Raw genomic sequence first — 16,173 nt, forward strand, 5'->3', positions numbered from 1 at the left:
CCTTCGTGGTACAAGATTTACTATCCTGCTCTTTCTTCTTTCCAGTCTATTTTTTTCATAGTTTCGCATCCCCTTTTGAATTGATTGCGAAGCGTGTCTTTTAGCCCAGAAGAAATATTACTTTATCTCTTCCTTGCCCTGGCAGGATTACACCTCATTCCTGTGTTGATCAAAACACTTGCATTGATTTTCACACCGACTTCACCATCCTCCGTTGAGAATCCTCCGGTCACAGTGATTGTCTGTGCAAGAAATGAAGAAGCTAACCTGAAGGAACTGGTGCCTTTGCTGTTGGAGCAGGACCATACGGCTTATGAAGTAGTGATCGTTCTGGACCGGTGTTTTGACGAAAGTCTGGCTTACATGAAGTCGCTGGAGCCTAATCATCCGAACCTGAGGACCATGATCATTGATTATGTACCGGATCAGTTCCATCCTAAGAAATTTGGTCTCACGCTGGCCATTAAAGGGGCAAAATACGATTGGGTTTTACTGACTGATGCCGATTGCCGACCGGCTTCTTCCTCGTGGGTCAGCGGAATGGCGCAACACTTTACTGCGGAACGGGACATTGTGCTGGGTTATTCACCGTATTTTCAGGAAAAAGGCTTTCTGAACGCGTACATCGGTTATGAAACGTTCAATACGGCTTACCAGTATCTTTCTTCCGCCCGACTGGGCATTCCTTATATGGGTGTTGGCAGGAATCTGGCCTATCGAAAATCACTGTTCCTGGATAACCTGGGGTTTGGTGCCAATCAAAGCATCACAGGTGGAGATGATGACCTGTTTGTGCAATCACATGCTAACCATCGCAATACCGGAATCGCTGTAAGCCCCGACCTCATGGTCCATTCCAAACCCAAACAGAAATGGAGTGAATATCTCCAACAAAAGAAACGACATTACTCCGTCTCCAAATTCTACAGACCGATTATCATTTTCCGGCACTTGCTACGTGGAAATATTCACCTTCTTCTTTGGGTTAGTTTCATTATTTTAGCCTTTCTAAACGTCGAAACACTTTTGGTCTACGGAACAATGCTTGGCGTTTTAGCGTTGAAAGGAATATTTTTCAAGTGGTCAACTCAAAAAATGGGACAGGGATATAAGTTTTGGTTTACTCCTTTTCTTGATCTGGCATACGCCACGTTCACTCCTGTGATCAGTACGGTTGCATTCTTCAGAAAAAACATCAGATGGAATTAGATCGACAGTTTTCAGATAAAGCTTTACACGACTTCAAACTGATCGACCAGGCCACCAATCAAGGGGATGAAGGTGCTTTTGCCAAGTTGATGGAACGGTACAAAAAACCGGTTTATCACATGATCCTGAAAATGGTCAGGAATGTGGATGATGCGGAAGACTTGACGATCGAAGCATTTGCCAAAGCCTTCAAAAACCTGAAACGGTTCAAAAAAGACTATACCTTCAGCACCTGGCTTTTCCGTATTGCCACGAATAATGCTATTGATTTCATTCGAAAGAAAAAGCTTGAGACCTACAGCCTCAACACTTCTTTTACCGATGAAAGTGGTGACTCGGTAAACATCGATGTGGAAGATCGGAACCTGACCCCTGACGAAGAAACCATCAAAACACAAAAAATAGAACTGGTTAGGATGTTTGTGACCAAGCTTCCTGCTAAATATCAGCGACTGGTTCGGCTGCGCTACTTTGACGAGCTTTCTTATGAGGAGATCGCCAAAGAACTGGATGCTCCTCTGGGCACCGTGAAAGCGCAACTCCATCGGGCACGTGAATTGATGTATGATCTTGTAAAAGACAAAAAGTCCCACATTTAATTAAACATGCTATTCGACCAGTCAGTGGTTGCGAGGTATTTTCCTAACCTTTCCGAACTTCAGGCCAAACAGTTTTCAGAGATAGGCGACATCTACGCCGATTGGAATGCCAAAATCAATGTAGTGTCCCGAAAATATTTTGATGACTTCTACATCAGGCATGTCCTGCACAGCCTGTCCATTGCCAAATTCATCACATTCAAAGATGGGTCCAGGGTCATGGACCTGGGAACAGGTGGGGGATTTCCGGGTGTTCCACTGGCCATCATGTTTCCCAACGTTGAATTTATCCTGATAGACAGCATTGGGAAAAAGATCCGGGTGGTCAATGATGCTGCCGCACAATTGGGTCTGACCAATGTTACTGGCATCCAGTCTCGATCCGAAATTATCGAAGGCCCCTTTGATTTTATCGTTACCAGAGCCGTAGCACGTTCAGCTAAATTGTATCAATGGTCCAAAAAACAGATCGCTACATCGCACAAACATGAAATCCGTAACGGGATCATTTGTCAAAAAGGTGGTGATCTGGATGAGGAACTCAAGGAACTGAATCGACCGTATGAATCGGTTGAAGTTAAGGCGTATTTCAAAGAGGATTACTTCCGAACGAAAAAGTTGATTTATATTCCTTTTTGAGGATAAAATCCTACGGCCACGCCCTTGCTAAGGGGGAACTTGTAAAACTTGAATTCAGAATTTCCGTTCAATTATCTTACAAACAAAAAACCTATACTTCTATGGATGGCTACGGAATGGTAAGGAACATGATCGCAACGAACCGAAGCAACTTGTCTCGTGTTGGGCAGCGGCGATCACATAAGTTCGAGAGTTTTGATACCTCCTTATTCGAACCTGCATTTCCTGAACTGAATCCCTACGAAGTTTCTCCTGTATCAGCGGCATACAAAGCGCAAATTCTCGAGCAACAACAACGCATCAATAAGATATCCAGAAGGAAAGACCTAATTGCGGGTGTCATAGCCGCACTGGTAACCGCCGGGTTCATGACCTGGTTCTTTGGGTTCATTTATTGAGTAGCCTCTTTCCCCTTTACTTACTCCTGAAAATGAAGCTTCAGGATGCTCATTCCTTCTGAGCAGAAATTGCACTTACGTTTTTGTTTTTCTCCGTTATTTGAGTAATTGATCTCATCTTAATCTCAAATGGCCACATTATAATAGTGGTACGTTCCTTGAGTCAATCAATCATCAACTCAAAGACCAATCATCACCTGACAAAACACACGCTGGTAGCGGTCCTTTGTCTATTGCAATTATCCCCCTGTCAGGTGGGCGCAACCACCAGATGAAAATACACCCCTAAACCGGTCACCCGTCTTTTTTACAATTCCTCGCTCTTTTTTACCTCTAACATTACCGATCATAATTCCAAATGTTTAACTAAATCTAATCTTATGAGGAACATTTTACTTTTCGTTTTGTGCCTCGGTGTGACCTTTTCACTCCAGGCGCAAGACAGAACGGTTTCAGGTAAGGTGACAGATGACAGTGGCGAGCCGGTTCCCGGCGCCAACGTTATCTTGAAAGGTACCGCAAATGGTACTACTACCAGCCTGGACGGTACCTACCGGCTAACCGTGCCCTCTGATGGAGGAACGCTTGTATTCTCCTTCATCGGAATGGTCAGCCAGGAGGCTGAGATCGGGTCTCGATCGGTTGTAGACATCTCCATGCAATCTGACGTTACGGAACTTCAGGAAGTCGTGGTAACTGCTTTGGGTGTAGCCAGGGACAAGAAAGCCCTGGGATTTGCTGTTCAGGAAGTGGAAAGCAAAGCACTCACCAATTCAGGAGCGGCAAGTGCAGTAGATGCACTCGTTGGTAAAGCTGCCGGTGTACAGATCACACGTTCTTCCGGTTCTGCGGGAGGTGGTTCTCGTATCCTTATTCGTGGGGTGACCTCTATGGTAGGTAACAACCAGCCTTTGATCGTTATCGATGGTGTAAGAACCAACAACGATTCGAACAACAGTGACGTCAACGCTTCTAATACGAACACAAATGGAACTGCAACCAGTAACCGGCTGATGGACCTCAATGTAGAAGATATTGAGTCTGTAAGTGTACTTAAAGGAGCTGCTGCTACCGCACTTTACGGTACAGCGGGTGCTTCCGGTGTATTGGTGATCACCACCAAAAAAGGACAAAGAGGTACCGGATTACGCGTGAACTTCACCAACTCCGTCGCTTTCGACAACATTACCAGAAACCCTAAGCTGCAAAACGTCTATGCACAGGGTAGTAATGGTAGCTACAGAGATCCTTCAACAGGTGCTTCTGGTTCATGGGGACCTAGAATCACTGATCTGGAATTTTCTACGGATCGCGATCATCCGGATGCACCTGCAGACAGAGCATTCGACGCAGATGGCAACTATTTGTACGACCGAAATGGCTTCCTGGTACCTGCTGGAACCGGAAATGGCACGCCAGCCAGATTGTACGACAACCTGAATGATTTTTACCAAACAGGTACTACCATCGCTAACTCATTGAGTATCCAGGGAGGCAACGAAATCGCAACGTTCCGATTCTCTTTCTCCAATCACGATCAGGAAGGGATCATTCCTAATGAAGAGTATAAAAGAAGAACGGTCGGATTGGCCAGCACACTGCAAGCCACTGAAAAGCTGTCTTTCGCAGCTACGATTAATTACGCAAGATCTGACTTAAACAGAATCCAGCAAGGTTCTAACACCTCTGGTCTGTTGTTAGGTCTTTACAGAACGCCTATCTCATTTGATAACGCAAACGGATTTGGATTTGATGCTGTTGACCAGCCTTCATCTTACATTTTCGCGAATGGTGCTCAGCGTAACTACCGTGGCGGCGGCGGATATGACAACCCTTACTGGGTAATCAACAATGCTGTCAGAGCAGAGGAAGTCAATCGAGTATTCGGTAGCTTCAAAGTGAACTACGCCCTTAATGACTGGTTGAACTTCTCTGTAAATGTCGGTACGGACGTTACCAACGACATCAGAGAACAAAACTTTGAGATCAACTCCAGAACCAATCCTAATGGACAGGTTTTCATCGACGATTATACCACTGTTCAGACGGACCTGATTGCCAGTATTTCCGGACAGGGACAATTGTCTAACGAGTTTGCCTTGAACTACACAGGAGGTATCAACATCTTTACGTACAATGATCGAAACTCGTACACCCAAGGTGATGGCTTGACCATCCAGGGATTTGAGGACATCAGTAATGCTTCAACCATCAGTTCTATCGAGGATGACACAAGATACCGTCAGTTAGGTATTTTCGGTCAGGTAGAAGGTAGCTGGAGAAACACGGTATTCCTGACCGTAAGTGCTCGTCAGGATTATGACTCAAGATTGGTGGTTCCTGGACAGGAATTCAACGCCAGTGATATTGGTTTCTTCTATCCTTCTGTATCGCTTTCTTATGCTTTCACAGAAATGATCCCTGATAACCGATTCTTGTCTTTCGGTAAATTACGTGCGTCTTGGGCGCAAGTGGGTGGACCTCCACCATTCGCCTACCTGACCAGTACTCCTTATGAAACCAACACCGTTGGTGACGGCTGGGGACCTGGCATCGCATGGCCTATCGGTGGACAGACTTCTTTCGAGTTGGATAACCAGTTAGGTAACCCTCAATTGACGCCAGAGCTTTCTACAACTGTTGAGTTCGGTTTGGATTTGAGATTCCTTGACGGAAGAGTTGGATTGGACGTGACATACTTCAATCGTGAAACGGAAGATGCTATCCTGAACGCTTCTTTGCCTCGATCTACTGGTTACTCCAGTGTATGGCAAAATGCAGGTATCCTCGAGTCTGAAGGCTGGGAAATCACTTTGAATGCTACGCCTGTGAGCATTGGAGATTTCGAGTGGAATACGCAGATCAACTGGACCAGAAATCAGTCCATCGTGAAGCAGTTGGCTCCCGGTATTGAGCGATTGTTCCTGGCTGGGTTCAACAGTGCAGGTAGCTACCTGGTCACTGGTAACCAGTATGGTGCGATCTTCGGAGGTGCTTACCTGAGAGAAGATGCAGGAACCGATAGAGATACTGATTTGAACATCCCTGGTGGTGCGATCGTGATCAACAGCGATCCTACTTCAAGTGAATATGGCTACCAGTTAGTTGACCAAACGCAGCGGGCGATTGGTAATCCTAACCCGGATTGGATCGCAGGATGGAATAACACGTTCTCGTACAAGCGATTCACTGTTGGCTTCCTTTTGGACTGGAGACAAGGTGGTGACCTTTGGAATGGTACGGCATGGGCGCTTTCTTTCTTCGGAAGATCTCAGCTGACTGCTGAAACCAGAGAAGAAGCTCCTATCGTTTTGCCTGGTGTGATCAACGTAGGCGATACAGACAATCCTAATTATGTAGCCAACAACATTCCTATCGTGAGAGACCAAAACTACTGGCAGTCATCTCTTGGTGGATTTGGTGCAGTTGGAGAGCAGTTCGTACAAGATGGCGGATGGGTACGTTTGAGAGAAGTTTCAGTCTCTTATGCGCTTCCTTCTACTTTCTTTGGACAGAGCTTCATCAAGGGTGGATCTATCGGATTCATCGGTCGAAACCTTTGGTTCACAACCGAGTACGATGGGGTTGATCCTGAGACGAGCTTGACAGGAACTGGAAATGGTCAGGGATTTGACTACTTCAACCAGCCAAGCACGAAAACTGCCCTGTTCAAACTCTCACTAAACTTTTAATTGATCAGATCATGAAATTAAGAAAGTATAAAGTTTTGTTGATGCTGACACTGATGTTGACAGCATTCTCATGTGAGGATTTTTTCTCGGATCAAAATGTAGATCCTAACAAACCGATCAATGTCTCCGTCTCTGGTCAATTGGCTAATGTAGAGTTGATTCTGGTAGACGTGTGGGGCGGAGCATTCTCACGCTTCAACACGATGTTCATGCAGCAAGTACAAGGTGTCGCACGTCAGTGGACTTCTTTCGATCAGTACGTGCTTACGCCAAACAGATTTGACAATGCCTGGGCTGAGATCTATGAGAATGCACTCGTAGAATTGGTCAGCATCAAGCAGCAGTCTATCGACAATGGCTACAACCACTATCTCGGTGTAGCTAACGTATTGGAAGCTTCTGCCTGGATGATGGCTACTGACGTTTGGGGAGACATCCCATTTCAGGAAGCAGTTCAGGGTTCTGAGAACTTCAATCCTGCTTTCGAAGATCAGGAGACAGTGATCTACCCTGCGATCATCGCACAACTGGAAGAGGCCATCACTTTATTCAATGGCACCGCTGGTTCAGTAGTCCCTGGTAGCGAAGATGTGTTCCATGGTGGTGACATTGACTTGTGGACCAAGTCTGCGAATGCTTTATTGGCAAGAGCTCACTTGCATCAGGGCAATTACAGCCAGGCGTTGACACATGCACAAGCTGCTTACGAAGGTGCTGCAGATAACATGGCTTACACTTATCCAAGTGTGGCTGCTGGTGCGCCTTGGTACAGATTCAACATCGGAAGAACAGGTGATATCGAGTTCCATCCTACGCTGAGAGGCATCATGGAAGGATTCAACGACGAAGCGAGACTAGATGCATGGGACATCACATTTGATGGATCTCATCCTTATCTGTCTGCTACCTATCGCCAGGAAATGATCTCTTATCGTGAGATCCAATTCATCATTGCTGAGACGGCATTCCGTACCGGCGGGTCTGCGGCTACCATCAGAGAAGCTTACCTGAATGGTATCGAAGCTTCTTTCGCAGAAGCAGGCGTTCCAGAAGCCTATGCGGCTTATGCGGCTCAGAGTGCTGTTGATCCAGGTGAAGGTAACATCACCCTGGAGGACATCATGATCCAGAAATACATTGGACTGTTCACGCAGGCAGAAGTATTCAGTGATTGGAGAAGAACAGGCATTCCGACCTTATCTCCGGTTTCCGGAACTGAGGTGCCTAGAAGATGGGATTACAGCTTCAATGAATATCTGTTCAATTCCAATGCGCCTGCTCAGGATGCCAACATTCTGTTCGAACGTGTAGACTGGGATAACTAATCAAATGACTTTAACGATGAGAAATATTCGAAATATTTTAATGGTGACTGTTCTGGCAATGCTGGTATGGTCATGTGACCGGGCGGGTCAGTTTCAGGACTTCAATGAAGGGACTACACCTGCGGCAGCGGCTGCATGGGTGACTTCTCCTTCCGGAAGTCTAAGCCTGTCTGATCCATCTGCAACTGTATCATTTGAGATGGAGTTCATTGGAACAGCCGTTGAGCAATATGAGCTGACAGTAGCTGACAGCACGACTTCAGGCGTGCTGATTACTGCCGCGATCAGTGGCAACTACAGTGGTTCATTCTCACTGCAGGACATTGCTACGGCACTAGGTACGAACGTCAGCGATTATGTTGAGGGTTATGGTTTTGAGTTTACCTCTACCATCACCAGCAATGGCATCGTTTATACCACGAGTAATGCCAATACACGTGAATTTGATGCAGTGGCTGATTACGAAGAGGTGATCCTTGTCGAAACCGTAAAACTGGATGATAATTCAATCGCTTCAGATGGTATCATCAGTAACGGACAATCGGATACGGTATTCCTTGAGTTTACCAGTGATCTCGGAGCGGTACTGGCTACCCTGCCTACCATTACGAGAACCTCTGTTTCTGGAAACACAGACGATGTAATCGGTGAAGTTCGGTCATTGGAAGATGAAGATGGTGAAATCGTGAGACACTACTTCCTCTATACTGCGGGTGCTGCGGACAGTGATGTTATCAGCTTTGAGATCAGTGATGCTTCTGCGGTAAGTCCAGCTGGATTTGAGATGGAGGTGGTAGACCTTGGAGCCGTATTCACCATTGACAATGTTGCTCCTGCCGTAGAAGGAAACGCTTCCGTTGGCAATCGTGTACTGCTGGTATTCAATGAAGAGATCGCTTCGGCGAGCGCGACATTGGATGGGGTGGCCCTTGATATCGATATCGATGAAGATGGTTTCACTTTTGATTACGCTTATGACGGGACAGGTGCAGCTGTCTTGAGCCTGACAGTTGAAGATTTAGCTGGAAACACCCTGAATGTGGGTGATTTCAATCTAACGAACTAGGCTACGATAGGACCAATTAAGTCTAGGTTTTTTGATTCAAAGCCGGCAGATCTCTGTCGGCTTTTTTATTGTCCAACTTTGAGACAAAAAAAGAACCCCTTATCTGGGGTTTCGGCCTTTTTTACAATTTCTAAAATTTACGAAACCCTAAAATTGCATTCAGGGTTTAATTACTCAGGCGACGCAATAACAACAGACGCCTACACTGGATAAGATAAAAACACAAACTAAGTAGTATAATTCTCGAAAGGCTATTGCTAAAGGTGATAGCCATTCTTTTTTTATAGGGGTTTGGATTTCTTTTTCGTTCCAAAAGATTAGAATACTTCCAGGTCAATTGCTGGAGTCATATCACTCTTCTTTATTATGCCTATTTCCTGCCACTTTCCGCTCAGCAGCATTTGCAATGCTGTCGGATCTTTTGGGCATTTGAAAAGACATAATCGCAATGAAATTGCGATCAGGCTCAGCATGACACACTCTGATCCAACCACTACCTCCACTCCACATACACTGCGCCGGGCATCCATCTTAGGATCACAGAGGCGTAGGACCAGGGCATATGATCAATCAGGACGTCTATCCCACTCTTTTCTACTTTTAATTTCCAGCTTTCATCTTCCTTTTCGAGAAAACCATCTCTTTGTAAAAAGGACTGTTGAAATCCGACAACAGATGTCTGACCCAGTTTATCCCAATTCTGGATCACTCCTTCTAATAGTTGCTGGGCGGTATCTGCCTCTTCCTGGGTGATTTCCAAACCCGGCTCCATCCGTTCAGAAAAGGGCATGCCGCACAAAATTTTATTGAGAGTCAGGTTGTATTCAGGTTCATCCCAGTCGAACCCACAGATGTAGTGCAACAATCGCACAGCTCGACTTTTCTCAACATTGGATTTGAATGTAAATTCCTCGTTCAGATAACCCAGCATAGAAAAGAGTCGTTGAAAAAAGGGCCAGATCAACACCAATCCCGAATTGGGAACCTTCAAATTGGAAAGGGCTTCTGCTGGTTCTTCAAGAAGTTCCAATGTTTCCTCCTCCTTATATTGTGACTTCTCCCCTGGTGGTTTTAGCTCTTCCTCCAACAAGGCAAGTTGATTAGGTTCCAGCACTTCACTGAACTGCTGATAACGTCGCTTGAGTCCCTGAAACAACCACTTCTGAACCAACTGATATTTATAGGCCGAATGCTCCGCTAGTTCCTGCAAATAGAAACGGAACACCTGATCAAAATTCATGGCATAATGCCCTACCCGATTGGCGAGCATCAATCGAATGGCCAACAATCTGTTTTGATCTACATGAATGGACCGATCAATTTTGAAGACAGCCAGTAGGAAATGTTCAATATTCCTGGTAAAAGATTGAAACTCCTGATAACCAGCTCCGGTCTCGTACTTGATCCAATGCTCAATACTAGCAGTACTCAACTTATCAATATAACGCGCAACAGCAACCGAACTGAACGAAATTTCATGCAACAACCTGAACAATGTCTTAGGATCTTTCTTGAGCAACTGATTAAAAATCGTATCGACGGTTTCTTTTTGAGCCGCATCTGCTTCATGATCATTTAATAGGCTAATCAATAATTCATGCGCTTCGCTATGTCCTCGCACCTCGTTAGTTTCAACTAGGGATAAATCAAGCTTAGCTTGAATCTCTTGTTGCTGGCTAGCGATTTGTGCAACGTAATAATCAGGCAGATTGAGTGTAGTGTATTGCTCATTGATCCAAATAAACACCTGCGAAATACTTTCATTCCTTTGCCGAACAAGTGCTGCAAAAAAACGGGCTACTTCCTGATGCTGAGTTCCCCCTCCTTTTACAACGAGTAATAATGTCTTCTTTAAAGCCTGCCATTTGCCAAGCGCCAATTGCTCAATGAGTTTTTGGAAGTGCTGTTTATCCAGACTGGCAAAAAGGTATTGCACCTCGGCTTCTTTGAGATGATCAAGCAAGGTAAAAGTCTCGATATCACTTTCCTGCACCTTAAGAAAGGCACGGCGTATGGCTTCTTTTTCGTAAGGTGGCGAAACTTGTATGGTGTCCTCAATCGCCGCGAGCAATCGCTTTCGAGCAATGGAAAAGGAAGTTTCCCGGTCACCTTTGAATTCAAGGGTGTTCTCAAAATCGGGGTGCGCCAGGATCCGTGGTAGCGACAGGTATTCCTGAAGCTGGTAGACTAACATTTCTGAAACTTCAGATGCGTGGATGGTAGTGACATCCGCTTGTGAGAACTGTCCAGCTTTTAACGTAGGACTCATCAACAATTGGAAGACTACTTTCCGATAGGCTACCGGATAGACCACCTGACGTTCCAACCTCTTCAACTGCTGAAAAAACTGCTCGGCCTTTGCTTCTGGCAAGGCCCAATGTTCCATCAGAATAATGCGGATCAATACCTCAAATTCGCTTTGTTTCAGATCCACCATGACCTCAAGCATTTTGGCTTGCTCTGCTTCCAAAAAAATAAATAGATCCACCCTGGATTGCTCATCTGCGAGCAACTCCTGAATCGTTATGGTCATTGGAGCATGAAGCTGGGACCTGAGATGGACCGGAAGTGCTCCTGATTTAAGGTATTCTTTAACTAACTCCAGTTCATCTACGGCTATTTCATCACTTAGCGCTTCATCAATAACCTTTGTTTCTTCTTCCGATAAAAACTCTTTCAGAAATAAAAGCATCCCTGAACTCATATGGGACCCCATTAATTCAAGCGATTCACGAAGCAAATGGAGAATTTCCTTGTATCGGATGCCAGTGGCCTGACTCATCTCCAGTAGTTGGTACTTCAGGAATGCTTTTTGATTGAACCTCGTACCCCGATCAATCAACAGATAGGCTATCACAATTTGATAAATCTGTGCATGCATGTCCTGATCAGACCGGAATTCTAATCGTTCGTGCGCAATGCCTTTCGCCCCCGAAATGTAGGTTTGAATGTAGCCGTGTTCGTCAGGCTCCACCACCTCGATCAGTTTCTCCAGCTGCGGCTCTTTTAGTTTACCTACCAGCGATTTCACCTGATCTAAGGTTCGTGTATGCCTCGTTAGATAAACGCTCACCTCACCTGAATACGCTTCAATGACTGATTCAAAATCCTCCTGTAGCAACTGGTGCAACGACGCATTGATGGCAATCAGCGAACCAAAAACGAGTACCTTATCAAATGGTTCTTCTTCTGTTATCGCTTCTTCCTTTTGATACTTTTCAGAAATGGTTTTTATGATTCCAGGTAAGGTACTGGTCATATTGAAAGGAATGTCTTCGTTCAGGATTTGCTGAAAACGTTCGAGCAATTCTAAATAGGACAGGTTGAATTGCTTTGCCAATCCCTGTAAATTCCGTTCAATGAACATCCGTCGATTGAAAGCAGAACCATATGTTTTGATCAGGTCAATCAGCACCAGTTGCCGCAGCCAATCATCTAACTGCTGACCAGTAGTAGCTGGTGAAAAAGCACGGATCGCGTTGACTTCTTTTACTTCTTCGATGAATTTAAGGATGAAACTGGCCTCAGCAGGTCTCATTTTCCTGATTAATGCCGAATAATCCTGTTCATGAATGAGGGCGACCAAACGTGACACCACTGTCAGCTTATGTCTGGTATTGACCATGAACCGAATCAGCGAACCGGCCGAACGCTTCAGTACTTCCCGGAACAGCTCGAGCAGGGACAACTTTCCTACATCGCTCCAATGTTTCAATCCTTTTTCAAGGAACAGGGTGAGTGCTTCAAATTGGAATTGTTCTGAAGACTGATGCAAATGAAAGTCTTGCAAATGGTCTTTTAAGGCCTCCTCAAATTTCTCAACTAATAAGTCCAGCAACTCATTATCCAGGTCACGATGCGCTATATCTCCAAGGTCCAACTCTATGCTCGGAATACTTATGGACAGTTCATATTTCTCTAATACTCCTTCCAGTGCCCGGTCCAGGCCATTCCTGCAAATCCTGAAAAACTTATCCTGAAGATCCCTCGCATCCTCCTTATCATAGAAGTCCACATCGAACTTAACCTTGTCAATGCGATAATCCACCAGTTACAGGGTTTCGTGGAAACGATCCTGTTGTAGTTTGAGCAAGAACAGCACAAAGGCTTTTCTGCTGTTTTGAAGCTTCGCTTTTACTTCTTCCAGCTGCCGCTCTTTCATTCGCCTATTGTCGGGTTTGGCATCCAGCGACTCCAATCGCCTGTTTTCGACAGAAACCAAGTCTGATATCCAGGCCTCATAATACTTTTCATACTCCTGATATCGCTCTACGTCCAGCCAATGGACATGGCCAAGGATATGTGCAGGAAGATTAAGAAGGATCGTCTCATCCGCCAATTGTTGAAATGCCCTATCGCCAAATCGACGGTTCCATTTGGGCAAAATCAGGCTAGCGGTGAAGTTGTAAAAGTTAAATTCCTTGGTAATAGAAACTTGTTGATTGTCTTTAAAAAACTCCCGAAAATCCACATCCTCTTCATCGGTATCTGGCCGAAGCATAATGTGATCAATCAGGGTAAACCTTTCTGTGGAACGGTTGAGGTCTCCACAAATATCAATCAGGTACCAGCCCATATTTACCGCATGTTCGAGAGAATCCAAAGTACCCAGATCAAACCACTCCGTTCGATCATAGAAACGGGTCCTCAGCAACAAGTGAAACGAATGAGACTCCTCTACGCCACCTTCCTCTTTCCATACGTGTGAATAGTATTTGGCCTGATCCTCATACTGCTCTTCTCTCACCTTTCTCTTCGTAATCGGGTAAATGAAGTACGCCTCAGGGTCAACGCCATTTTTCAAAAAGGACTCACTGAAGTAGTCATGCTTGAAGAATTTGATCCGTCGCTTAATTTCATCTGTCAAAATGCTGTGGTCGGCTGGCTCTTCAAAATCACTCAAAGAAGGAATCAGTCTCTTCTCGATCAGGGAATAAATTTGCTCTGACTTGATCCTACTTTTCTGTTCAATAGAATAGTACGGTTCCTTTCTGATAGCGAAATCCGATACGAAGGTTCTGGGATTAAAAATATTGAACAAAGACCGCCCTTCACTTCCATCCAGGTCATTTTCGATAAGCCCTAATAGCACCTGAACTTTGAGTTCGAAACCATTCATCTCTGAAGGTTCCCTACTTGCCGGATAGCTGGGCGCTTTCGATAAGTTGGCGCTGAAATTGGGTAGCTTTCGGATCATCCGAAGTTTGTTTTCGATGATATCCTGCTCTTCTGATGTTCCTTTCCGCGGCCCCCCTATTCTTCGAAGGGTTTTCTGTCGAAATTGCTCACCGTAGAGACCCAGCATATAGTCCAACACCTTGCTTTTATGTGGTAAATGAGGTAAGTGCTGACTTAGCCGATCCATCAGGTTCTGCAACACTTTCTCCGTATTTACCTGTTGCGTCTCTTTTCCTTCATTGAACGCTAACAAGTTTCCTTTGGCTTTTTTCTCCGAACTGGCAGTAAGGTTTGCTTCCAGCATTTCGAAGGCTTTTTGCGCCACTCTGGAGTCTATTCCCGTGTGTTTCAAAAACTCATCCAGATGAGCATAAGCATCATCTGTTGAATAGGGAGATGCGGCCATTCCTTTTTCAAAATGATCACAAAAATCGACCGGATCTTCGAAGAAACTTTCTTTGAATTCAGTCAATAATTCTGTTTCGGATCTGGTTGCCTGCTCACCAGAAAGTCCATCTTTAAACCCTTCAAATGCCAGATTCAGCACCGTTGAATTTGGATCTAGCGCTGCATCATCTACCGTTGCTACTTTTTCCAGGTCATACAATACGGCAATGTCCTCCATCTCTTCCTCAGAAAAAGTCTTCGGGTAATAAAACCGCGAGGCATGTTCATCGGCCGTAGAATAGATGTTTTTAAGGTTTTGGATCTGAGAGGTGGTGTTAGCCAATAATTGTTCAAACAGCAACAAGTATCCTTTTAACTGCTTGACCTGAGCTTTCCTCAATTCCTTTTCATGTCGGGACAAGCCAAAACGATTGACCCCATAAATATATGGAAAAACCTCACGGACACTGAAATAACGACCAAAATCCCGGTATTGTCCAACGGGATGCTGGTTTTGCTGTGATTTTGATTCTTTGATGGAATAGCTACGATTTCGAAGTGCCTGCATTTTCCTCAAGGAACGGATCATCTTGTCATAACTGACTGGCAGGTATTTGGAAGAACTTTTTTTCCTAAGCTTCAAGGTCATGATCCAATCCGTGCCACTGCTGCGAACCACTGGCTGATCCGTCAGATCTCCTTTCACATTTTTCTCAAAACGAAACCGCGGAATAAAACCTTCTTTTACCTTGATCCGGTCAATATTGATATTGTCATCCGTGTTTTCTTTCTCTTCCCACTTTCCATCAACGTATTCTCCTTCAATCAACCGCAGACGCTCTACACGTTCTATGTCGGAAATATTAGACAGGATGGCCAAAACCCGGGCCCTGGAAACTTCCGTTGGTCTTGCCGGCAAATTGGAAATAAATCCGGTATTCAATAGTGGGCCATCAAAAATATCTTCCAGCCGTTCATCCGCTTCCACCAGATCTTCCAGCGTTTTCCGACCCACACTTGGAGAAAAGTAATTGTCCATTTGATAGACAATTTCAGCCAGGGTCTCTTCCAGAGAATCGGTGTTTTTGAAAATCAGCTCTCCACGCAGAAAAATGTATTGCGGCTCCAGAAAAACAATCTTGTTCAGGTCTTCGCCAAAACTGCGGATGCCAGGCCATTGACCCAGGATATCTTTTTCCACCTTGCTCTTTAGCTCCTCCGAGTGCAGACGGCCCTGATTCCAGGAAGCAGGATCTAGATAAACATACATATTGTAAAGTCCCTCTACCTCTCCTTTTCCAGCAGGAACAGGCTCGACCCAAACATTCTCAATTTCATCGATCTGATCGAACAGTACTTTTCTAAAGTCCTGAATGGTAACAGGGTTTGTCGTAAGGATCTGCCCCGGTGTGTAAAGTCCCAGATGCTCATGATCCAATTGGCCTTCCTCATCCACCAGATAGTCCTGTACATCAAATCCGAGCTTGTAACACAGATCTGTGATGGCAAAAACCAGATTTTCCAGAATAGTTACCCCCGGATCATGCGTGTTGTAGTCCGTCCAGAGATCACCAGCCAGATTCTGAATCCCCTCAATCGCTTCTTCCTGCAACGCCTTGAAATCCTTATGAAAAGGGGACTGCTCGTCTTTCTGTATGAAATTGGCTTCCTTCATACATC

The 16,173-nt window shown here is 45.1% G+C and carries 9 protein-coding genes; 7 read left to right on the forward strand and 2 right to left on the reverse strand.

Going from position 1 to position 16,173, the window contains the following annotated elements; all coding sequences use genetic code 11:
• Positions 1 to 93: 93 nt before the first annotated feature.
• The 7 genes from R8G66_20355 (at position 94) to R8G66_20385 (ending at position 8,928) form a co-directional block, all read left to right on the forward strand.
• Positions 94 to 1,209 carry a glycosyltransferase gene (locus tag R8G66_20355; GenBank protein MDW3194743.1) on the forward strand — a complete coding sequence of 372 codons (1,116 nt, stop codon included), beginning with the start codon at positions 94 to 96 and terminating at the stop codon, positions 1,207 to 1,209.
• On the forward strand, positions 1,200 to 1,808 hold the full coding sequence (locus tag R8G66_20360) for a sigma-70 family RNA polymerase sigma factor (protein ID MDW3194744.1): 609 nt from the start codon (positions 1,200 to 1,202) through the stop codon (positions 1,806 to 1,808). The genes R8G66_20355 and R8G66_20360 overlap by 10 nt, the downstream gene beginning before the upstream one ends.
• A gap of 6 nt (positions 1,809 to 1,814) precedes the next feature.
• Entirely contained in the window at positions 1,815 to 2,447 is a 633-nt protein-coding gene (gene rsmG / locus R8G66_20365; protein MDW3194745.1) for a 16S rRNA (guanine(527)-N(7))-methyltransferase RsmG, read from the forward strand.
• Between the two features lie 101 nt (positions 2,448 to 2,548).
• Positions 2,549 to 2,845, forward strand: a complete 297-nt coding sequence (locus R8G66_20370; GenBank protein ID MDW3194746.1) for a hypothetical protein — start codon at positions 2,549 to 2,551, stop codon at positions 2,843 to 2,845.
• 380 nt (positions 2,846 to 3,225) lie between these two features.
• Positions 3,226 to 6,537, forward strand: a complete 3,312-nt coding sequence (locus tag R8G66_20375) for a SusC/RagA family TonB-linked outer membrane protein (protein MDW3194747.1) — start codon at positions 3,226 to 3,228, stop codon at positions 6,535 to 6,537.
• An 11-nt stretch (positions 6,538 to 6,548) separates the two neighbouring features.
• Positions 6,549 to 7,862: a SusD/RagB family nutrient-binding outer membrane lipoprotein gene (locus R8G66_20380; protein ID MDW3194748.1), complete on the forward strand. Its 1,314-nt coding sequence runs from the start codon at positions 6,549 to 6,551 to the stop codon at positions 7,860 to 7,862.
• A 16-nt stretch (positions 7,863 to 7,878) separates the two neighbouring features.
• Complete coding sequence (locus R8G66_20385) at positions 7,879 to 8,928, forward strand: hypothetical protein (GenBank protein MDW3194749.1); 1,050 nt, start codon at positions 7,879 to 7,881, stop codon at positions 8,926 to 8,928.
• A gap of 493 nt (positions 8,929 to 9,421) precedes the next feature.
• Here the strand turns inward: R8G66_20385 and R8G66_20390 are convergent, their stop codons facing one another.
• A complete protein-coding gene (locus tag R8G66_20390) occupies positions 9,422 to 12,976 on the reverse strand; it encodes a contractile injection system tape measure protein (GenBank protein ID MDW3194750.1) in 3,555 nt (1,184 codons plus the stop codon).
• A gap of 3 nt (positions 12,977 to 12,979) precedes the next feature.
• Entirely contained in the window at positions 12,980 to 16,168 is a 3,189-nt protein-coding gene (locus tag R8G66_20395) for a hypothetical protein (GenBank protein MDW3194751.1), read from the reverse strand.
• Positions 16,169 to 16,173: the final 5 nt, after the last annotated feature.

This window comes from Cytophagales bacterium, from assembly GCA_033344775.1.
In the GTDB taxonomy this organism is placed as follows: Bacteria; Bacteroidota; Bacteroidia; order Cytophagales; family Cyclobacteriaceae; genus JAWPMT01.